The following is a 21,919-nucleotide window of genomic DNA, read 5'->3' on the forward strand; positions in this document are numbered from 1 at the left end:
CCTTTGTTTTTAAAACTAAAAAAGCACTTTCATACGGTTTAAAAATTAATAATCAACAATTATATTAAGATTTATAATACGAAAGCACTTTTTAATAACGACAGGTAGGTGCCTATTTAGCTAACTTTCTTTCAATGGCATCGAACAAAATACCTGTGATAGAAATATCATAAGCAGCTTCAATTTCGCGTACGCACGTTGGTGCAGTTACGTTAATTTCAGTTAATTTATCGCCAATAATATCTAAACCTACAAATATTAAGCCTTTTTCTTTAAGCGTTGGCGCAACTGCTTGCGCAATTTTTAAATCAGATTCACTAAGTGGGCGCGCTTCGCCTCGACCGCCAACAGCTAAATTACCGCGTGTCTCACCATTTTGTGGAATACGCGCTAAACAATACGGAATAACCTCGCCATCAATAACCAATACGCGCTTGTCGCCTTGTTTGATCTCTGGGATGTAATTTTGCACCATAGCAAAGCGGCTACCGTGCTCGGTTAGCGTTTCACAAATTACACCAATGTTGGCATCGTCTTCTCTAAGGCGGAAGATAGATGCGCCACCCATGCCATCAAGCGGCTTTAAAATAATGTCTTTATGCTGTGCTAAAAATTCACGAATTTGTTTTTGGCTACGTGTAACAAGTGTGTCTGGCGTATGCTCGCTAAACCATGCTGTAAACAGCTTTTCGTTAGCATCGCGAAGGCTTTGTGGCTTGTTAATTATTAACGTACCTTCTTGTTCAGCACGCTCTAAAATATACGTCGCGTAAATGTATTCAGTATCAAAAGGAGGGTCTTTACGCATTAAAATTACGTCAAGATCGGCAAGGGCTATAGTGGCTTTTTCTTCAAGCTCATACCATTTTTCTGCATTATTAAACACTTGCGCTTTAGACGCTGTAGCGTACGACTTGCCTTTACGAAGAGATAAATCGTCCATCTCCATATAATAAATTTCGTAGCCACGTTCTTGCGCTTGCATCATCATTGCAAAACCGGTGTCTTTTTTGATGTTAAATCCACTAATAGGATCTGAAATAATACCTAACTTAATTGCCATGCGCTGTGCCTTACTATAAATGTTACTGTTTATATGAGGGTGCTTTTAGTTATTTCAATTAGCTAAATCGCCAAATTGAAGTTGTAATGCACTTAAGACCGTTAAAGCGGCTGTTTCCGTTCTTAAAACGCGCGGGCCTAAGCGAATATCTACAAACTCTAGTTGTTTGGTTAGTGCCATTTCATCGTCGGTAAAGCCACCTTCGGGGCCTACTAAAAAGCGTACGCCATCTTTAGGTACCGTAATAGTTTTAATGCTGTGCTCAGCACGAGGGTGAAGAGTGAGCTTAATTGCATCGGTTTGTTGTGCAAGCCATTGTTTTAAATCTATAGGTGGGTGAATAATTGGCACAAAATTACGCCCTGACTGCTCAGCCGCAGCAATTGCAATTTTTTGCCATTGTTGGTGTTTTTTCTCAAGACGATCGCCCATTAGTTTCACACCACAGCGTTGACTAAAAATAGGGGTGATTTCGGTAATACCTAGTTCAACTGACTTTTGAATTGTAAAATCCATTTTATCACCACGGGATACACACTGACCTAAATGAATTTTAAGTGGAGATTCTACATCGTGAGGGTTAAGTTCTAATGGCATTACGACGACTGTTTTTTTTGTTACCTCAATTATTTCACTAAGGTATTCGCCACCTTCGCCATTAAAAATAGATACATGCTCGCCTACTTTCATGCGCAGCACTCTGCCAATATGCCCTGCAGCATCGTCATCTAAAGTTACAGGGGTGTTTAGGGCAATACTCGATGTTTGATAAATATGAGGAACTCGCATAGGGCGTCACTTACTACATAGCGTAAAATATATATTGCTATGGTAAGTAAGCTGGGGGCTGTGCGCAATTATTTATTTTTATTAAGTTGTTCGGCGAGATCTATTAAATCTTGTGGGGTGTGTGCTATATCGTGATGATTTTGCGAAGGTTCCGTTAACGTCTCGTCGGTAACCCGGCTTAGTGTATAGCCTGTATCATCAAGATTTATTAAAAAGCGTTCTTCATGTAAGGAGTTATAAATAAAGCGCTGCTTATCACTTGCGAGTAAATAATCGGTGCTATTGAAAAGGACTCCGTGTAAATCGTGATGATCTTTTAAATAATTAATTAACTCAGAAACGCTTATTTCGTTTTCAAGATCGCAATAACTATAGTCTTTAATAAGCTCGTCAAACATCATTTTTACTAATTGGCGGGTATTACTCCCTGCAGCAATAAGTGTACTCGCTTTTGTTATGCCATTACTATTTACATAGTATTCGGCAAATGCGCGGCTAAATTCGTTGTCTATGTCAATTAACAAATAGTTCGTTATTTCAGGCGGCATAGAGCTAGGACCTTGTTGCATCTAAGTAATTACCATTATTACTTAAATGCAGACGTTTTAATTGCTGTATTTTCAGTAAAAAAGGTCTAAAGAGAAAACATACTAATAAGTAAATAACCAATAGCACAAAAAACAGCAAATTCTATGCATGCTACCCCAATATTATCTTGATGGTCTATTTCAAGAGCCGTATCAATATTTGGTAAAGAGATAACTTTTATCACATACGTTAAGCCGTAAAGTAGTATCCACATTACACCGCAATGCATTACAAGTGTAAATATGTTTTCAACCATTTTACCGTTTTGAAATGCTGCGCTAGATAAACCAGCGTACACAGATAATGCTAAACCGATTGATTTTCCAGCATATCTTATACCTATAGAGGTGTTTTCTAAGTTGAAGTTACTTTGTAGCGAAGCGCCTTGGTTTGCTTTGGCAAAACGATATTCTCGTATTTTACTATCAAGTGCAAACATCCCCTGAAGTGTAAAAAAGCTAACGCAAGCAATAAGTAAGTTGCTAAACCCTTGCGTGTGCGTCCACGTGTACAAGCCCAGAGCAATAATACAGTTAGCGATTAACATTCCTGAGTCTACCAATGCAGCACATACATTTTGTTTTAGTATGGCAGCTTCTTCATTAAATCTGTGGAGTATCCATTTTCTGTGAATTAAATGGCCCACTTTTATAAAAGTGAATAAGAGAACAATAATAATTAACACTTTTAACGGGTTTGACTGTGCAGTGCTTACGCTTATTTCGTCAAATAAAAAGGCTATAGTGGCTATAACAACCGATATTTCAGATGCAAAACTAATACCCATGGCAAAGTTGTCGTGTTGCGCTAACTCATCTTTAAGCGCTTGTTTTGCTTTGATTTGAGTGACAACTCGTAAACAAAAAATAGTTATGCAAATAACCGCAAAACTAATGGCAATCGCAATAAAACTAGTGTTAGATAAAGACAAATATGACATGGTGATCCTAATTAAGTTAACCTTTCTAGGTTTTAATCATTCTAGTACGGTTATTGATGATATAAAAGAGAGGATTGATGAGTAACGTAAAGCAACTTCCTATTCAATTACAAAAACTTGGCTTGATGCGCTTTGAACAGTTATACCCGCAGCAAAGTAAACAAAGTGAAGTTGTAAGGTTATTAGCATTAAGCGACTTTGCTTGGCGCAGTTTAGAGTCACAACCTGATTTAAATACCTGGCTATTATGCAAAGACGAAATACAAAATAGAGTAATAGATTCTCCTTTTAAAAACCTGAATTTAGCTGACCTTGATGAAGCACAGTGCCATAAAGTACTTCGTCAATATCGTGAAAAGTACTGGCTTAAAGTCGCCTTTTTAGATTTATGCTGTAATAACCCCATTGCCGATAGTATTAATTATATAAGCCAACTGGCTGACATGCTAATTAATAGCGCCAACCAATGGGCGCATGCACAGGTGGCAAAAGTAAATGGTGAACCGCTTGATGAGCAAAACCAAGCAATGCCGCTAATGGTATTGGGGATGGGGAAGCTTGGCGGACAGGAGCTAAATTATTCCTCTGATATTGATCTTATTTTTGCGTATCCGCGCAGCACAAAAACCCAAGGTGGCCGCAGAAGCCTTGAGGCCCAAGTGTTTTATACCAAAGTTGCACAAAAACTGATTGCAGCACTTAACCAAGCCACCGGTGATGGGCAAGTATTTAGAGTTGATATGCGCCTACGCCCGTTTGGCGAAAGCGGCCCTTTGGTTATGAGCTTTAATGCCATTGAAGATTACTACCAAGAACAAGGGCGCGACTGGGAACGCTACGCCATGTTAAAAGGGCGCTTAATTGGCACTCCTAATAAGTATTGGGATGAATTTATTAAGCTTTTAAAGCCGTTTGTTTACCGCCGGTATATTGATTTTTCGGTGATTGAATCCTTGCGTAAAATGAAGTTAATGATTGCACAAGAGGTTCGCCGTAAACGCTTAACTAATAATATAAAACTAGGCGCTGGTGGTATTCGTGAAGTTGAATTTATAGTGCAAGCCCTGCAAATGGTAAGAGGTGGGCGAGAGGCTAATTTACAAACCCAATCTTTACTCAAAGCATTAAATGAGTTGGCACTTAACCAAGTTATAGATGAGCAAGAAGCAAGCGAGCTGAGGCGCAATTACCTTTATTTACGTAAAGTTGAGCAGTACCTTCAAATATTTGACGATCAGCAAACGCAAACACTCCCTGATGATGAATTGAATCAGCAGCGCTTAAATTTATTATTAGAACAAGCTGATTTTTCTGCCACTTTAAACACTATAGAAAAGGTGATGAAACAAGTTAACGGTGAGTTTGCACTTGTGATTGGCGAGGAAACCGTGCCACTTGATACCTGTGAAGGCGCATTTATTAGTGCTTGGGATCATGGTGATGTGAGCTTTTTAAAAGAGGCCAGAGATGAATGGCAAGCACCCCTTAACGATTTTAAATTAAGGCTGTCTAAGGTAAATATAGGTAACCGAGGGCGTGACACTCTTGATAAGTTAATGCCTGTTTTACTAAATCAATTAAATGACTTTAATGCCGGTGAAGCAGCTTTCACAATGGTTTGCCAAATTTTTAATAAGATAATTTCGCGTACTGCCTATTTAGAATTGCTTTACGAAAACCAAGGTGCATTAAAGCAACTTGTTTTACTGTGTTGTCATAGCAAATGGATAGGGGAGCATATTTCTCGCTACCCCATATTACTTGATGAACTAATAGACCCCGCAGTTCTTTATAAGCCGACCCCGCTCACAGCGTATAAAGATGAAATAAGACAGTATTTTTTACGAATAGAGCATGACGATTTAGAACTGCAAATGGAGTCGCTTAGGCAATTTAAGCAAACTCATCAATTACGAATTGCTGCCGCCGATGCAACCGGTGTTCTTGACGTAATGAAAGTAAGCGATCATTTAACCGTACTGGCAGAGGTGATTGTTGACCAAGCCGTTAATATTGCATGGCATAACACTGTTAAGCGTTTTGGTATGCCACCTGGCACTGATGATGAAAACAAAGGCTTTGCTGTTATTGCATATGGTAAAACGGGCGGCTTGGAAGTGGGGTATGACTCAGATTTAGATTTGGTGTTTGTGCATAATCATGATGGCTCAAGCCAAACCAATGGTGAAAAACCGATAGATTCTCGCCAGTTTTATTTAAAACTCGCTCAGCGCTTAATGCATTTATTTAATACTCGTACTGCATCGGGGATTTTGTATGAGCTTGATACGCGATTACGCCCTGAAGGTGCATCAGGTTTACTGGCTATCAATCTAGAGAGCTTTAATCACTATCAGCAAACTCAAGCATGGACGTGGGAACATCAAGCACTTGTGCGGGCACGGTTGATTTTGGGGCAAAACGATCTCATAGATCGTTTTTCACAAATTCGTAAAAATATACTTTGCCAACAGCGCGATCATACAGTCTTAAAAGCAGATGTAATAAAAATGCGCGAAAAAATGCGCGACCATTTAGCGAAAGGAAATACTGAGCAATTTGATTTAAAACAAGATGTTGGTGGTATGGCTGATATTGAGTTTATTACGCAATATTTAGTACTTAAACACGCAAACGAGTTTGAACAGCTTACAGTTTACTCAGATAACGTAAGGATATTAACGGATGCGGCAAATATAGGTTGTATTACTAAAGAGCAAAAGCAGCAGTTGATAAAAGCGTATATTGATTATCGCTCGTGTTATCACGTGTTGAGCTTGGAGCAAAAAGGCAAATTGATCCCGCGAGAAACGTTTTTACAAGATATTACTAACGTAACTAATATTTGGAATAGTATTTTTGAATTGAATTGAATTGAATTGAATTGAATTGAATTGAAAACCCAAGCGCTTGCTTGGGTCTATGTACGTGTAAACCCTTAAACCCTTAAACCTTTAGTTTTAAACAGTTTGTACGTACAAATTCTGATGGTAACTCGGTAATAACCGCTGCTCTTTGTTTATAGCAAAAGTAAGTATAAACCTCATGCTCAAAATCATCATTTATAGCGCGTCCAATTTGGTACAGTGCTGAAGTAAAGTTACTGTCTACTCTAAAATGATCTTTAACTACGTAATCTTTACTTAAGTACCAGTAAAGCTCAATCCCCTCGTTTTTAGCATATTGATTAAGTACATCTTTAAGAGTTGTGCCATTTTCAAAGCGCCTAGGTTCAACCTCTCCAGTCCAATTTGTAGGCATTGGATCTACTGTTCGCGCACGTTCAGCCAATACTCTATCCAAGGTTTGTTCTGGTGTTTTAAGTTTTAAAACAAATTGATCTCGTTCTTTATTACTTTTTACTTGGTTACGAATGGAGGAGTAAAAGCGTGATAATCCTTCGGCGGCTGCATTTTTAGATTTTTTAATATCAAATACAGAACCATCACCCACTAAAAAGTATACGGCGAGTGCTATTAGCACGGCTGCAAATGATATATGTCTAATCCAAAACCACATGATTATTACCCACCTTATTTGTTCCTATTATTGTTATACCATTACTTTTTGTAAAAAGAAGGCGTATTTTTATCCGGTCGAGTTTTAAAGCGACGGTGCAGCCACATGTATTGCTCTGGAGCTGCATTTATACATAGCTCTACGCGTTGATTAACCCGTGTTACATCAGCCTTGTCATCACCACTTGGGAAGTTTTCAAGCTCAGGTACTACCTCTAAATGGTACTTACCATTTTCGTCACGGCGCGAGATTAAACTCATAGTTTCGCAGTTTTTACTGCCAGCAAACATAAGAGTACCTGTTGTCGTTGCAGTGTCGGGAACTGCGTAAAATGGGACAAATTCACAGCGGTTACGGCCGTAATCTTGATCGGGTAAGTAATAGCATACTTTTTTATTTTTTAATGATTTAAGCAAACCTTTTACATCTTTTCGGCCAATTAAGTATTCGTTAGAACGAAGACGGCCATTAGTTGTAAAGTATTCCATTAGTGCGTTGTTGTGAGGGCGATAAAAGCCTAAGCCTTGGCATTTCAATCCCATCACACGACTAGCCATTTCAAGATGCAAGATATGGGGGACAAGTAATAAAATACCTTTACCAGATGCTTGTACACGCTCAAAGTGTTCTAGACCTTTGATTGAACCATATACACTTTCAACTCGCCACTGCGGCCACCACCAGGCCATACCAGTCTCAACCATAGCAATGCCGGTATTTTCCATATTTTTTAGTACAAGATCTTTTTGATCTGCTGCGCTCATATCAGGAAAACATAATTTAATGTTAACTTCTGCAATATGGCGACGGCGTTTCATAAATTTATGAACTAAGCGACCAAGCTGTTTTCCCATCGCCAACTGTAGTTTTTGTGGCAACCAAGAAATCAAATATAAAAATAAAACGCCAACCCACGTTAACCAGTATCGAGGGCCTAAAAAAGATGCTTTAAAAGGAGAAGAAGTGACCACAAAAATCTCTCTGAGAATAAAAACGATAGTTTAACGCTAAGCGCTGTGAAATACAAAAAGCCAGCTAAATGCTGGCTTTGAATAAATTTATATTATGTTTAGCTGTAAAAGTTAAGCTGATTTTAAACCTTGGTTTATAGCAACTAAATCTTCACTTGTTAGTGTACCCGCTGCTTGTTTTAAGCGAAGGGTAGATAACACATAACGGTAACGCACATCAGCAAGGTTACGTTTTGCATCGTATAAATTTTGCGTACTCACGAGTACGTCAACAATGGTACGAGTACCTACTTCAAAACCAGCTTCAGTTGCTTTAAGGGCACTTTGAGCTGAAACAACCGCTTGCTCTAGCGCTTTATAAGTCGCAATATCTGAAACAACTTGATTATAAGATGTAATTACTGTGCGAGTGACTGCGCGGTAATTTGTTTCATAATCTTGGCTCGCTGATACGTAAAACGCACGGGCTTGGTTTGTTGCAGCAACTGTTGCACCACCTGAATACAAAGGCACGCTAAAGTTAAGCCCAACAGAGCTTGAGTCTGAACGTGGTTGATCATCAAAATTAGCGCCATTTATTTGAGTGTCTGTAAGAGAGTCACCATAATTTGCACTTAGAGTTAGTTTTGGATAATGGCCTGCTTTTGCTAATTCAATTTGATCTTTTGCAATATCAACCGTTACTTTAGACACTTGTAGATTTATGTTTTTATCTTCAGCTACTTTAACAAAGTCGCTTGAGCGCTTAGTTGGTTTAGTTGTTGAGAAAGTATCTGTATTTAAAAAATCTAATTTTTCGTGGTATTTACCTGTAATCTCACGAAGCTGCTCGCGTGCTGTTTCTACAGCATTACCTGCAATAATTTCTTGAGCTACCGAGTTATCAAACTGAGCTTGAGCTTCGTGTACGTCTGTAATTGCTGTTAAGCCTACCGCATAACGTTGTTTTGTTTGCTCAAGCTGACGTTCAATTGCACGTTTTTCAGCTTCAACAAATTCAAGGTTATCGCTGGCACTTAATACGTTAAAATAACCCTCAGCAACGCGTACAATTAAGTTTTGTTTAGCTGCATCGTATAGGCCGCTTGCTTGAAGTGCTTGCTTGTCGGCAATATCTAACGTATTCCAGGCACCTAAATCAAATAATGTTTGGCTTAAACTTACACCACGAGAGAATTGGTCTGTGTCACTTTCAACTTTAACTTGGTTAGATAAGTCGCCAACGCTTTGGTACGACGTTGCATCGCTTTTTGTATAACCCATGGTTAAACCAATTTGAGGTAGTAGTGCACTCATCGCCAAATCGCTTTGGTAAGACTGTGCATCAGCTTGGGCTTTGGCTTTTAAAACAGTAGGATCGTTAGCTGTCGCTATTTCAAAAACTTGTAGTAAATCTTCAGCTTTCACTGCTGTTGCACCTAGTGCGCATGATAAACTAACTAGCGCCGCAAGAATGTTCTTTTTCATGTGGGGTTCGGTCCTTAGACAATTTTTGTACTAAAAGCATGTTAACCTGTTTTACTGCATAACAAAAAAAATAATTAGTAAAACAGTATGTTCAAGTGTAACAGAATATATTAACGCATTTTAAAACTTTAGATAAGTAGGAAGTAAGTACATGGTTGATAAAAAGCTCGTTCAATTTACACATAAAGATGTGGATTTAAAGCCAATTAAAAACCTTTATAAAGGTTTTTTTCAGGTTGATTTATACCAGTTTGAACATGCTCTTTTCGCAGGTGGAAAATCTAAAGTAATTAGCCGCGAAATATTAGAACGTGGCGATGCCATTGCAGTACTGCCTTACGACCCAATATCAGATACTGTTCTTTTGATTGAGCAAATACGTATTGGCGCTATTAAAAGTAAGCATTCGCCGTGGCTACTAGAATGTATAGCCGGAATGACAGACGGCAGTACGGATTACGAATCTGTTGTAAAAAAAGAAGCGTATGAAGAAGCAGGGCTTGAATTAACCGAGCTTGAATTTATGCTCTCATACCTATCAAGCCCAGGTGGAACAACTGAGCGCTTACACTTATATTTAGCACGTGCTGATTTAAGCCAAGTAGAATCAGGTGTATATGGTCTTGAAACTGAAGGAGAGGATATAAAAACTCATATTTTATCGGTTGATGATGCGCTAATGCGCCTCAATAACGGTGAAATAGATAATGCGGCAACGGTTATTTGTATGCAGTGGCTTGCGCTAAATCGCGAAAAAATGGCAAGTAAATGGGCATAAACTCTTACTAATATTATGGCGGAACTTTGACAGCACAATTAGCAACAAATCGATATATTCAAAACCTCCCAAAGTATTTAACACTTTGTGAGCATAACTATGTGCGACTATTAAAGTTGTTACCGAGCGAGCGCAATATAGGAAGCATTCGTGAAGTAAAACTTGGCAACAGTGAATTTGCTACAAAAATTGATGGCAGCGCAAAATACACTATGGATATTTCAATTAAGCAGCTAACAGGAATGGTTAAAGGGATAGCGCCGCTGTATTTAACGGCTCGCTTGTATCATGATGCGAAAGTAGCTGAAATAATTCATCACGATTATCATCAACGCATAAAACCATCGTACGGATACCCCAATCCTAAAATGCATCAAAAAGATGAAAAGTATCAACTTAATGCTTTTTTATACGACTGGTTAGTGGCCTGTGTAGAGCACGGGCAAGCAACATTAAATTGGGATGTAAATAATGGCTTGGTTTGATGATACATATACATTTGATAAATCATCTTTGTGCATTGCGCATATTACCGACAGCCATTTATTTGCAGATAAAAATGGTGAATATTTTAATGCAAATACTGCAGCTCATTTTGAACAAGCTTTGGCACACATCGCTGAGCAGCCAGTAGATTGCGTAATTTTTGGTGGTGATTTAACACAAGATCATAGCTTTGAATCGTACTTATTATTTAGTGAACTTATAAATGCCAGTGACATCACTTGCCCTGTATTTTGGGTGCCAGGTAATCATGATGAACTAGCAATGCTTAGCCGAATAAGTGGCGGGCAAATAAATTCGGCTAAACATATTATTGCTAACGGGGTTGAGCTGCTTCTTATTAATTCTAAAGGGCCCACGCCCGCAGGATGGGTTACTGGCGCGCATTTAGATGAAATAACTGATACTTTAGTCAACTCGAATAATAGTAAAGTTATCTTTTGTCATCATAATCCACTGCCAATAAATGGCTATCTTGATAAGCACTTATTAGAAAATGGTCCACAGCTTTTAAATATTTTAGTTAATAGTAATAATGTATCTGCGCTTTTTCATGGTCATGTACACAACGACTATGAACAAAATTTTAGAGGCTTGCCTATATATGCAAGTCCTGCCAGTTCAGTACAGTTTGTAAAATACACTCCAAAGTGGGAGCAAAAAAATGCGGGGCCTGCTTACAGAATGCTAAATCTAAAGAGTACAAAAGATAAAGTTGAAGTAAAAACGGAAGTGGTATGGCTAAGCGCGTAATTTATATTCACGGCTTTAATAGTTCACAAAAATCATATAAAGCTGTGCGCTTTGGTGAGCTTATGGCAAACTATGACGTTGATTATTGTGTACCGAACTTAAACCACGAGCCCCTACAAGCTATAATTGAGCTTGAACAATTGCTAACGCCAGATACCGTTTTATTAGGTAGCTCGTTAGGTGGTTTTTTTGCCACGTATTTATCGCAGCGTTATCAAATTCCTGCAGTGGTTATTAATCCCGCGGTCGCACCCTATAATTTATTACAGTCGTTACTTGGGCCTAATTATAATCCGTATCAAGATTATCATTACGATTTAAATAACAGTCATATTGAGGCGCTGAAATTACTCACTGTAGATAAATTAGCACATCCTGAGTTACTGTATTTATTACAGCAAACAGGCGATGAAGTGTTGAACTTTCAACACGCAGTAAAATATTATTCGCAATGCAAGCAATTGATAGAGTTTGGTGGCGATCATAGCTACGTTAAATTTGAACGCACCTTTGCAAGTATTGTAGATTTTCTTAAAATCACGTAAAACTAGTTAGCCTGAACTGAGGTTAGTTACTATATTAACGCTTTAGCGCATATAACAATAAAACTAGTAAACGTATTAGAGCCTTAGCGGATATAAAGACAAAAACTATGAGTGATCAAAATTATAACGCCGAAGCCATTGAAGTACTTAATGGATTAGATCCGGTAAAACGACGCCCAGGGATGTACACCGATACCGTACGCCCAAACCATTTAGGCCAAGAGGTTATCGATAACAGTGTCGATGAAGCTATGGCGGGTCATGCCACTCGTATCGACGTAATACTCCACGAAGATAACTCGCTCGAAGTGAGCGATGACGGACGTGGTATGCCTATTGATATTCACCCAGAGGAAGGTATCCCAGGGGTTGAACTAATCTTCACTAAGTTACACGCCGGTGGTAAGTTTTCTAATAAAAACTACCAATTTTCGGGTGGTTTACACGGTGTAGGTATTTCTGTAGTAAATGCGTTATCTACACGTGTAGAAGTAACGGTAAGGCGCGACGCTCAACAATTTAGAATGGCCTTTGAAAACGGCGACAAAGTAGAAGACTTGAGCGTAATTGGTACTGTTGGTAAGCGCAATACAGGTACCACCGTTCGTTTTTGGGCTGATGTTAGCTACTTTGATTCACCAAACTACTCAATTACCAAGCTTAATCATTTATTAAAAGCCAAAGCGGTTTTATGCCCAGGACTGCGTATTAAGTTTGTTAATAAGCAAACGAAAGAAACCAAAGAATGGTTTTACGAAACTGGCTTAAAAGATTACCTAATTGAAGCCGTTAAAGGGTTTGAAACATTACCGCAAGACCCATTTGTAGGTGAATTTAAAAGCTCAATTGAAGGCGCTGATTGGGCTGTTGTATGGCTACCTGAAGGTGGCGAATCAATAGCGGAAAGCTACGTAAACTTAATTCCTACCGCGCAAGGTGGTACACATGTAAATGGTCTGCGCCAAGGCTTGCTTGAAGCAATGCGTGAATTTTGTGAGTTTAGAAATTTACTACCTCGTGGCGTAAAGCTAACACCAGATGATATTTGGGAGCGTTGTAGTTACGTATTGTCGGTTAAAATGCAAGACCCTCAATTTGCCGGTCAAACAAAAGAAAAACTATCATCACGCTCATGTTCTGCGTTTGTATCGGGGGTTGTAAAAGACTCGTTTAGTTTATGGTTAAATGAACATACAGATACAGCAGAATTATTAGCTGAGTTATGTATTTCAAATGCGCAAACTCGCTTGCGTGCAGCTAAAAAAGTAGTGCGTAAACGTGTTACTGCCGGTCCTGCCTTACCGGGTAAACTAACAGATTGTAGCGCGGCCGATAACGACCGTACCGAATTATTTTTAGTGGAAGGTGATTCTGCTGGTGGCTCTGCTAAACAAGCGCGAGACCGTGAATTTCAGGCAATTATGCCGCTACGTGGTAAAATTTTAAATACTTGGGAAGTTGAGTCAGGCCAAATACTCGCATCACAAGAAGTGCACGATATTTCAGTGGCATTGGGTATTGATCCCGAGTCAACGGATATGTCGGGACTGCGCTACAATAAAATTTGTATATTGGCCGATGCTGACTCGGATGGACTACACATCGCGACGTTATTATGTGCACTGTTTGTTCGTCATTTTCCAGAGTTAGTAAAAACAGGGCATGTGTATGTAGCAATGCCGCCATTATTTAGAATAGATATTGGTAAAGAAGTTTATTACGCACTTGATGAAGAAGAAAAAACCGCTATTTTGGCGCGTATAGAAGCCGAGAAAAAACGCGGTAAAGTAAACGTACAACGATTCAAAGGTCTGGGTGAAATGAACCCGTTACAACTTCGTGAAACTACGATGGATCCAAATACCCGACGTTTAGTGCAGCTTACGCTTGATGAAGAAGTAGAGACCATGGAAATGATGGATATGCTGCTTGCTAAGAAACGATCGCCTGATCGTCGTCAATGGTTAGAAGATCATGGTAACAAGGCACTCGTTTAATTACCTGTGCTTAACACTAGGAGAGGCGAATGAAAAAACTACTAGGAAGTTTGCTGTTACTTGGGCTGACTACCGCTCCTGTAATGGCTAAAAATATACTCGATAAGCTCACCGTAGCACCGGGATTTGAAATAAGCTTATTTGCAAATGATGTAGAAAATGCACGTCAAATAGCCGTTTCAAAAAAAGGGATTGTGTATGTAGGTTCTCGTAAAGCGGGCAACGTATATGCACTTATTGATCATAATAGCGATGGTGTAGCAGATAAAAAAATTGTTGTGGCTAAAGGCCTTAATATGCCCTCTGGCATAGCACTTAAAGATGGCGATTTATATGTAGGCGAAGTACATCGTATTATTCGCTTTAAAAACATTGATACCCAATTAAAAGATCCAAAGTTTGATGTGGTCTATAACAAGCTACCGAGCGAGCGTCATCATGGTTGGAAATTTCTGCGTTTTGCACCAACGGGTGAGCTAATCATTCCGGTGGGTGTACCGTGTAATATTTGTGCTGAAGATGAACGTTTTGGCCGTATTTTTGCGCTTAATGTAGAAACAAAACAAATAAAAACAATAGCCAAGGGCGTTAGAAACACAGTGGGTTTTGATTTTCATCCTGCTACTCAAGCTTTATGGTTTAGTGATAACGGTCGCGACATGATGGGCGATGATATTCCGCCTGATGAGTTAAACCGTGCAACGCAAGAAGGTGAGCATTTTGGTTTTCCGTATGTTCATGCCGGCGCAATTATTGACCCTGAGTTTGGGGAAGGTAAAAACATTGCCGATTACACATCGCCAGCACTTGCACTTCCAGCGCACGTAGCGCCACTAGGTATTCATTTTTATAACGGTAAGCAATTTCCAGCAAGTTATAAGCAACAATTATTTGTTGCTGAACATGGCTCATGGAACCGTTCTAAAAAGTCAGGCTATAAAGTAGGCCTTGCAACAATCGAAGTAGGTCGCGTAACTAAATATACGCCATTTATTACTGGCTTTATGAAAGACGAAACAACATTTGGACGCCCTGTTGCATTTGCAGAATTAGGTGACGGCAGTCTGTTAGTAAGCGATGATTACGCCAATGTAATCTACCGTGTAAGCTATAAGAAAAACTAGGTAAGCTTTAATGAGTGATACAGATACCTTGCTAATGCAAGGAATTGAGCAACAAACAATGGGGCGTTTTACCGAAGACGCCTATTTAAATTATTCCATGTACGTAATCATGGATCGTGCCCTACCGCATGTAGGTGATGGCTTAAAACCAGTGCAGCGTCGTATTATTTATGCGATGAGCGAATTGGGCTTGTCGGCTAACGCTAAGTACAAAAAATCAGCCCGTACAGTGGGTGACGTACTCGGTAAGTACCATCCACACGGCGACAGTGCCTGTTACGAAGCGATGGTATTAATGGCGCAGCCGTTTTCTTATCGCTACCCTTTGGTAGATGGACAAGGAAACTGGGGTGCGGCAGATGACCCTAAATCGTTTGCAGCAATGCGTTATACCGAAGCGCGTTTATCTAAGTTTTCAGAAGTACTGCTCAAAGAGCTTGGCCAAGGCACTGTTGATTGGACACCAAACTTTGATGGCACCATGGATGAACCTGTAGTATTGCCTTCTCGTTTACCGCATATTTTACTCAATGGTATAACGGGTATCGCCGTAGGTATGGCAACAGATATTCCGCCACATAACGTACGTGAAGTGGCTAGCGCATGTTGTTTATTACTTGATAAACCAAAAACAGAGCTTGAAGAATTACTTGAGCTTGTACATGCACCAGATTACCCAACAGATGCTGAAATAATTACCCCAAAAGCCGATATTCATAAAATATATAAAACCGGTCGTGGGTCTATCAAAATGCGTGCGGTTTACACCGAAGAGCATGGCGATATTGTTATTACAGCGCTGCCGCATCAATGTTCAGGTGGTAAAGTACTTGAGCAAATTGCAGCGCAAATGAACGCTAAAAAATTACCTATGATTGCTGATTTACGTGACGAGTCAGATCACGAAAATCCAACGCGTATTGTAATTATTCCGCGCTCAAACCGCATTAAAGCTGAGCCATTAATGGCGCACTTATTTGCAACCACCGATCTTGAAAAAAATTACCGCGTAAACTTAAACATGCTAGGCCTAGATGGTCGCCCGCAAGTTAAAGACTTGCGCTGTATTTTAAGTGAGTGGCTAACATTTAGACGCGAAACAGTGCGTCGTCGTTTGCAGTATCGTTTAGATAAAGTATTAGCACGTTTGCATATTTTAGAAGGTTTATTAGCCGCCTTTTTAAATATCGATGAAGTGATTGAAATCATCCGCAGCGAAGACAAACCAAAGCCTGTATTAATGGAGCGCTTTGATTTAACTGATACGCAAGCAGAAGCTATTTTAGAATTAAAACTTCGTCATTTAGCAAAACTTGAAGAGTTTAAAATTCGCGGTGAGCAAGATGAACTAGCCAAAGAGCGTGATAAATTAGCGCAAATTTTGGGCTCAGAACGTCGTATGTCGACACTGCTTAAAAAAGAAATTCAAGAAGCCGCTGAAATGTACGGTGACGATCGTCGCTCGCCAGTGATTGAGCGCTCAGAAGCGAAAGCACTTAACGAAAAAGATTTAATTCCATCAGAGTCAGTCACTGTTGTGCTATCTGATAAAGGCTGGGCACGCGTTGGTAAAGGTCATGATTTAGATGTACAAGGCTTAAATTACCGTTCAGGTGATGGCTTTAGAGCCTCGGCTCGGGGTAAGAGCAATCAACCTGCTGTATTTTTAGATTCAGCAGGGCGGGCATTTGCAACCGATGCGCACAGTCTGCCTTCGGCGCGTAGCCAAGGTGAACCAATGACAGGTCGTTTTAACTTAACACCAGGTGCTAATTTTGAGCACGTGGTAATGAGTGAAGACGAGCAAGTATTGCTTATGGCGTCAGATGCAGGTTACGGCTTTATTACTGACTTTAAAGACTTAGTGAGTAAAAATAAAAATGGTAAAGCGCTGGTAAGTGTCCCTAAGGGTGGAATATTACTTTCTCCTATTAGGGTGAACGATGTTGCTAGTGATTACTGTATGGCTATTTCTAACGAAGGCCGAATGCTTTTATTCCCGCTACGTGACTTACCAAAATTAGGTAAGGGTAAAGGTAATAAAATCATTTCTATACCGGGTGCTAAAGTACAAGCCCGTGAAGAGTTTGTAAAAGTGCTTGCTGTTGTGCCACTAGGAAGCAGTGTTACGCTTCATGCTGGTAAGCGTAAACTAACACTTAAACCAAGTGATTTAGAGCATTATCATGGTGAGCGAGGGCGTAGGGGTAATAAACTACCACGTGGCTTACAGCGTGTTGACGAAGTAGTTGTTGAGTTAACACCTCAAGATGATGAACCAAAAGAAGTTGTTAGCGAAGAGTAGCGAATGACTTCTTTTGTACAAATAAAAACGGTCTGCATTTGCAGGCCGTTTTTGTTTTAAAACCATTTTAAAGCAATATTAAAACAAGCAGCTTAAATATTTCAGCGTACACTTGTGCGCTATTGACTCGTTTGTGTCACAAAATAACGCTATAATAATCATAATTGATTTTTGGAGAAGCCCATTTGCTAGCTGTCATACGCGTTTTTATTATGCTGCTGTTTATATTATTCAGTTGTATTTTTGGTTTGTTACTTTCGATTGTAAGACCATTTCATCCTAATAATGTACATATAATAGCGGGTTGGTTTGGCTCAATGGCTAAAATGATTGGCGTTAAGTTAGTTTTAACACGTCATAAAGATGCCGTTGATCCAGGTCCTGCGGTTTATGTTGCTAATCATCAAAATAGCTACGACTTATTTACAGTGCCAGCAATGGTGCCAAAAAATTGCGTAAGTTTAGGTAAAAAAAGCTTAAAGTGGATTCCGTTTTTTGGTCAGCTTTACTGGTTGTCGGGTAATATATTAATAGACAGATCTAATCGTTCCAAAGCGGCGGGAACTATTTCAAAAGCAGCCGAAAAAATTAAGAAGAATGGCTTATCTGTATGGATGTTTCCTGAAGGTACACGAAGTTACGGAAGAGGTTTATTGCCGTTTAAAACTGGCGCGTTTCACACCGCAATGAGCGCAGATGTACCCATGATTCCAGTATGTATGAATACAACACATAAAACCATTAAGCTAAATCGTTGGGATAATGGTACAATTCACATCGAAATGTTAGCGCCTATATCGCTTGATAAAAACACTAGCGCGCGTGAGCATGCTAAAAGCGTGCATAGCATTATGGCTGCTAAAATAACTGAATTAGATGCTCAAGTGAGAGATAAATAATGGAAAACTGGCGTGAAATAAGTGAAGACATCGTAAGTTCACTACTTGAAGATGGATCAGATCCTGAAATACTTTATGAAGTAGAACACCATTTTGTATGTGAAGACTTCCCTAAGCTAGAGCAAGCAGCGTTGGCTGCTTTTAAACTAGGCTACGATGTTGAAGAGCCAGCAGAGCTTGAGCTTGAAGACGGCAGCAAAATTTGGAGCTTCGACATAGTAGTAGAAGCTGAGCTAGACGTAGACGTAATTATGGAAGACGTTGATAAGCTAGCGCAACTAGCCGTAGAATGCGAAGTTGAGTACGACGGTTGGGGCACTTACTTTCAAGAGTAATGCAGCTAACTAGGGTTTAGATTTATTAATTTGAAAGCGAGTATTGTAAAAGTACTCGCTTTTTTGTGTCTCGAATTAGGGAGTGCTAATTTTACATGATTCAAACTTGCTTACATCCATGTAAGAATAAGTTAACCGAGCGCAGCTTCCGCGTTCTGCTCACGCCCCTCACCTGTATCCATATAGACAACAAAGTGTTACTCACTCCAAAGAAATCTCAAAATTAGTACCTGTTTAGCATTTCAATTTCATCATCACCTATTAATTTGAAAGGTTAATCTCACATATAAAATTTACTTTTAATTATTTATTTGTACTAATATTTTGAAATTTTAAATTATATAAGCGCGTATTTTTAAATTTTAGTCATGCAAATTTATCTTTATAACTAAAGTTAAATTAAATTTAACAGGTATTACCAGTCTGTTTTGGTAACAATTTTATCAGGAAATAACGGTGTTTATTCATAAGGTATTAAGTTTTGCGTTAAATATTGGTAATAGTGGTTTTTATTTTAGGTATTACTATTTTCTTAAATTTAAAATTTATTACATAGTGTAAATAGAAATCAATACGTTTTTAAAGTGTTGTTTTTAAAATGTTTTTTTGTATTTTAAAGATATCCCTTTAGAGGTTTTATAGTTTTCATGGTAACAATTAACTTGTTTACATATTGGTAATAAAAAATATAGCCTTGTTTTGCCGGTTAGGTGATGGTTTTGGTAATGCCAATTTAAAGGTTTTTTCTTTTAAAATTCTTTTTTTGTTGTTACCAATTTTTTTGGGTTTAAAAGTCTGTTTACATGATGCGATCTAGGTTTGGTTTTTATCGCCAAGCTAAGCTGTAAGGTTGCTTATTATTCAGGTTTAAAGGAATAAAAATAATGGTTAAATTTAAAAAGTTACTTATTTGCTCTGCAGTTGCTGCAAGTACTTCTTTTGCGCACGCTGCCTCGATTGAAAATTCAGGTTTTGAAGGTGGCTGGAGTAATTGGAATGAAACAGAGCCTGCAGCGCTATCTTCAGATTCGTATAAAGGCTCTAAATCACTGAAAATACAAGGTAGCCCAGGGCGTGTTTATCAAAATGTAGATGTAGATCGAAATACTCAGTACATGTTAAGTGCCTATGTACTCGGTAAGGGGCAAATCGGGATCAATGATCTTAATGGTTTGTTTAAAAGTGAGAAATTCAATGTTTCTTCATGGACAAAAGTATCTAAAACTTTCACCACGGCTAACACTGGTTCACTACAAGTATTTGCTAAGCATGATAAGAGTTCAAGCGATGTTCGTTTTGATGACTTTTCGTTAACTAAGGGTAGTTCTTCTGGCGGTGGAGACACAGGTGGTGATACTGGCGGCGGTGATACGGGTAGTGGCTCTGGTATAGCGAGTAACATCACCAACGGTAGTATTTTTGATCTTGAAGGTAATGATCCTCATCCATTAGTAAATAGCGATACTTTGGAGTTTGTTCCTTTAGAAGCGCGTCATATCACTCCAAACGGGAATGGCTGGCGTCATGAATATAAAGTTAAAGAAAGTGCACGTGTTGCAATGACCGAAACCTATGAGGTTTTTGAGGCAACTGTAAAAGTTGAAATGTCAGATGGTGGTAAAACAATTATCTCTCAGCACCATGCTAGCGATACCGGGACAATTTCTAAAGTGTATGTTTCAGATACAGATGAATCTGGATTTGATGACAGTGTAGCTGGAAATGGCATTTTTGACGTTTATGTTCGTCTGCGAAATACAAGCGGTAACGAAGAAAAATTTGCCCTTGGTACTATTACTAGTGGTGGCTCGTTTACTCTACGTGTTGAAAATAATTATGGCGATGTTGATGTTAGCGCACTAGGTCGCTCATTTGGTATACCTGTAGAAGATGACTCAGAGTCATACTTTAAATTTGGTAATTACCTACAATCACAAGACCCTGATACATTGGATGAGTGTGGGGAATCGGGTAATTCGGATTCTTTCAAAGAGTGCTTTGAAGATTTAGGGATTACAGAATCTAAAGTAACGATGACAAATGTTAGTTATACCCGAGAAACTAACTAATTAGCTACTCAATCATGGCCACTCAATTGAGTGGCCATACTAAAATTGCTTTAATTTATAACCATTTTTTATTTTTAAAATACACACCAATACCGCCAGTAAGCACAATTAAAAATATGACAAAAGCACTAAACGCATAAGGGCTCTCTGTACCAGGAATGCCTCCTACGTTTACACCTAAAAGCCCCGTTAAAAAGCCCAGCGGTAAAAAAAGTGCTGCCACTACAGACATAACATACATTCGCTGGTTTAACTGCTCAGAAACTTGGTTAGTGATTGTTTGCTGAATAATTTGCGCACGCTCAATCGAACTATCTAGCTCTTCAAGATAACGAATTAATAAGTTGGTGGTTTCATTAAGTTTTGCTTTATCGTCATCTAATAACCATAGGTAGTGGTTATTTACCATTGAACTAAGGGCTTCTTTTTGCGGTTTTAAATAACGTTTTAAGGCAATAGTTTGGCGTCGCAATTGTGATAAGCCCTGGTTGTCAAACTTTTTACTTGGTTCATCTATTTCTTCTTCAAACTCGTCGAGTGTTTCATCTAGTGAGTCAATAACGCTTTGCATACGTGAGGTTAATTTTTGTGTAATAGAGCACACTAATTCAGAAATATTGCATGGGCCTTTATTTTCATTTAAACACGCAAGCGTATCTTGCACCGATAATAAACGGCGCTTACGGGTAGTAATAAGAATGTCTTCGCTAATAAATAAACGAATTGAAACCATGTCTTCAGGGCTTTGTGCAGGATTTAAATTTACACCACGTAAAAATAACATGTGCCCGTTAGTTGTAGCCGTAATACGTGGGCGTGTTTCGTCAGCAATTAAAGACTCTAGTTCGTAATCGTTTAAATGAGGCTGTGCCTTGAGCCATTCAACTGCCTCACTTTGGCTATAATCCATGTGCACCCAAAGTTTACCTTGGCTTGGTTGCCAGCTATTTAGCTCATTAGTGCTTCCAATAGGACGAGCGCCGCCTTGTCCATCAAGTACAAGTGCATGTAGTAAACCATTAATCATAATTAGTTCTCATAATAGTGTATTTTTAATACTGTTAACTATAGTGTATCTACTTAGTTGCTTACAGGCTTACCTTTACTTTTAATAAGTTAAGCTTAAATAGCAAAATATATGCAGAGCCTCTGTGTTGAGCAAAGTGGCATTAAAGTACGGCTTAGCAAGGCGTGCATTGTGTGACCAGTTGCTTAAAAAGATCAATTTAATTTACTAATCGACTAGATAAATTTATTTCGTTGGTGTTTTTTG

Annotated in this window: 19 protein-coding genes; 11 read left to right on the forward strand and 8 right to left on the reverse strand. The window is 39.0% G+C overall.

From position 1 onward, the window contains the following. Positions 1-112 precede the first annotated feature (112 nt). The 4 genes from gshB to ABX891_RS04375 all read right to left on the reverse strand — a co-directional run bounded on the left by gshB (position 113) and on the right by ABX891_RS04375 (position 3,380). A complete protein-coding gene (gene gshB / locus ABX891_RS04360; protein ID WP_354628973.1) occupies positions 113-1,063 on the reverse strand; it encodes a glutathione synthase in 951 nt (316 codons plus the stop codon). Between the two features lie 54 nt (positions 1,064-1,117). Then, a complete protein-coding gene (rsmE, locus tag ABX891_RS04365; RefSeq protein WP_002961950.1) occupies positions 1,118-1,852 on the reverse strand; it encodes a 16S rRNA (uracil(1498)-N(3))-methyltransferase in 735 nt (244 codons plus the stop codon). 68 nt (positions 1,853-1,920) lie between these two features. Then, positions 1,921-2,421: a hypothetical protein gene (locus ABX891_RS04370; RefSeq protein WP_082007357.1), complete on the reverse strand. Its 501-nt coding sequence runs from the start codon at positions 2,419-2,421 to the stop codon at positions 1,921-1,923. 65 nt (positions 2,422-2,486) lie between these two features. Next, complete coding sequence (locus tag ABX891_RS04375; RefSeq protein WP_182196812.1) at positions 2,487-3,380, reverse strand: DUF350 domain-containing protein; 894 nt, start codon at positions 3,378-3,380, stop codon at positions 2,487-2,489. Between the two features lie 77 nt (positions 3,381-3,457). Here ABX891_RS04375 and glnE point away from each other — a divergent pair, with 77 nt between their 5' ends. Continuing rightward, positions 3,458-6,253 (forward strand): bifunctional [glutamate--ammonia ligase]-adenylyl-L-tyrosine phosphorylase/[glutamate--ammonia-ligase] adenylyltransferase, encoded by a 2,796-nt coding sequence (gene glnE / locus ABX891_RS04380; RefSeq protein WP_182196788.1) that lies wholly within the window; start codon positions 3,458-3,460, stop codon positions 6,251-6,253. Positions 6,254-6,326: 73 nt separating this feature from the next. Here the strand turns inward: glnE and ABX891_RS04385 are convergent, their stop codons facing one another. The 3 genes from ABX891_RS04385 to tolC all read right to left on the reverse strand — a co-directional run bounded on the left by ABX891_RS04385 (position 6,327) and on the right by tolC (position 9,337). Beyond that, positions 6,327-6,899, reverse strand: coding sequence for a toxin co-regulated pilus biosynthesis Q family protein (locus ABX891_RS04385; protein ID WP_182196785.1), 573 nt, complete (start codon positions 6,897-6,899; stop codon positions 6,327-6,329). A 41-nt stretch (positions 6,900-6,940) separates the two neighbouring features. After that, positions 6,941-7,870, reverse strand: coding sequence for an LpxL/LpxP family Kdo(2)-lipid IV(A) lauroyl/palmitoleoyl acyltransferase (lpxL, locus tag ABX891_RS04390; RefSeq protein ID WP_024605070.1), 930 nt, complete (start codon positions 7,868-7,870; stop codon positions 6,941-6,943). Positions 7,871-7,981: 111 nt separating this feature from the next. After that, positions 7,982-9,337, reverse strand: a complete 1,356-nt coding sequence (gene tolC / locus ABX891_RS04395; RefSeq protein ID WP_024605069.1) for an outer membrane channel protein TolC — start codon at positions 9,335-9,337, stop codon at positions 7,982-7,984. A gap of 151 nt (positions 9,338-9,488) precedes the next feature. Here tolC and ABX891_RS04400 point away from each other — a divergent pair, with 151 nt between their 5' ends. The 10 genes from ABX891_RS04400 (at position 9,489) to ABX891_RS04445 (ending at position 20,646) form a co-directional block, all read left to right on the forward strand. Further along, a complete protein-coding gene (locus ABX891_RS04400; protein ID WP_024596229.1) occupies positions 9,489-10,115 on the forward strand; it encodes an NUDIX hydrolase in 627 nt (208 codons plus the stop codon). Positions 10,116-10,141: 26 nt separating this feature from the next. Beyond that, a complete protein-coding gene (locus ABX891_RS04405; RefSeq protein ID WP_024596230.1) occupies positions 10,142-10,600 on the forward strand; it encodes a DUF1249 domain-containing protein in 459 nt (152 codons plus the stop codon). After that, positions 10,587-11,372 (forward strand): metallophosphoesterase family protein, encoded by a 786-nt coding sequence (locus ABX891_RS04410; RefSeq protein WP_354628974.1) that lies wholly within the window; start codon positions 10,587-10,589, stop codon positions 11,370-11,372. The genes ABX891_RS04405 and ABX891_RS04410 overlap by 14 nt, the downstream gene beginning before the upstream one ends. Beyond that, complete coding sequence (locus ABX891_RS04415) at positions 11,357-11,917, forward strand: YqiA/YcfP family alpha/beta fold hydrolase (RefSeq protein ID WP_165743893.1); 561 nt, start codon at positions 11,357-11,359, stop codon at positions 11,915-11,917. The genes ABX891_RS04410 and ABX891_RS04415 overlap by 16 nt, the downstream gene beginning before the upstream one ends. Positions 11,918-12,024: 107 nt before the next feature. Beyond that, the gene (parE, locus tag ABX891_RS04420) at positions 12,025-13,914 is read left to right on the forward strand and encodes a DNA topoisomerase IV subunit B (protein ID WP_354628975.1); all 1,890 of its coding nucleotides are present in this window, start codon (positions 12,025-12,027) and stop codon (positions 13,912-13,914) included. 29 nt (positions 13,915-13,943) lie between these two features. Further along, the gene (locus tag ABX891_RS04425; RefSeq protein WP_354628976.1) at positions 13,944-15,038 is read left to right on the forward strand and encodes a PQQ-dependent sugar dehydrogenase; all 1,095 of its coding nucleotides are present in this window, start codon (positions 13,944-13,946) and stop codon (positions 15,036-15,038) included. Between the two features lie 10 nt (positions 15,039-15,048). Next, positions 15,049-17,343: a DNA topoisomerase IV subunit A gene (parC, locus tag ABX891_RS04430; protein ID WP_182196778.1), complete on the forward strand. Its 2,295-nt coding sequence runs from the start codon at positions 15,049-15,051 to the stop codon at positions 17,341-17,343. A 185-nt stretch (positions 17,344-17,528) separates the two neighbouring features. Beyond that, positions 17,529-18,242, forward strand: coding sequence for a 1-acylglycerol-3-phosphate O-acyltransferase (locus ABX891_RS04435; RefSeq protein ID WP_024596234.1), 714 nt, complete (start codon positions 17,529-17,531; stop codon positions 18,240-18,242). Continuing rightward, on the forward strand, positions 18,242-18,577 hold the full coding sequence (gene rraB / locus ABX891_RS04440; RefSeq protein WP_007376503.1) for a ribonuclease E inhibitor RraB: 336 nt from the start codon (positions 18,242-18,244) through the stop codon (positions 18,575-18,577). Before ABX891_RS04435 ends, rraB begins: the two co-directional genes overlap by 1 nt. Before the next feature lie 884 nt (positions 18,578-19,461). Beyond that, complete coding sequence (locus tag ABX891_RS04445) at positions 19,462-20,646, forward strand: polysaccharide lyase family 7 protein (RefSeq protein WP_290192893.1); 1,185 nt, start codon at positions 19,462-19,464, stop codon at positions 20,644-20,646. A 55-nt stretch (positions 20,647-20,701) separates the two neighbouring features. On the opposite strand, the gene ABX891_RS04450 is transcribed toward ABX891_RS04445, so the two are convergent. Next, positions 20,702-21,673, reverse strand: a complete 972-nt coding sequence (locus ABX891_RS04450) for a zinc transporter ZntB (RefSeq protein WP_024605062.1) — start codon at positions 21,671-21,673, stop codon at positions 20,702-20,704. Between the last annotated feature and the right edge of the window lie 246 nt (positions 21,674-21,919).

This window comes from Pseudoalteromonas sp. NCIMB 1079 (assembly GCF_040567695.1).
GTDB classification, from domain to species: domain Bacteria; phylum Pseudomonadota; class Gammaproteobacteria; order Enterobacterales; family Alteromonadaceae; genus Pseudoalteromonas; species Pseudoalteromonas distincta.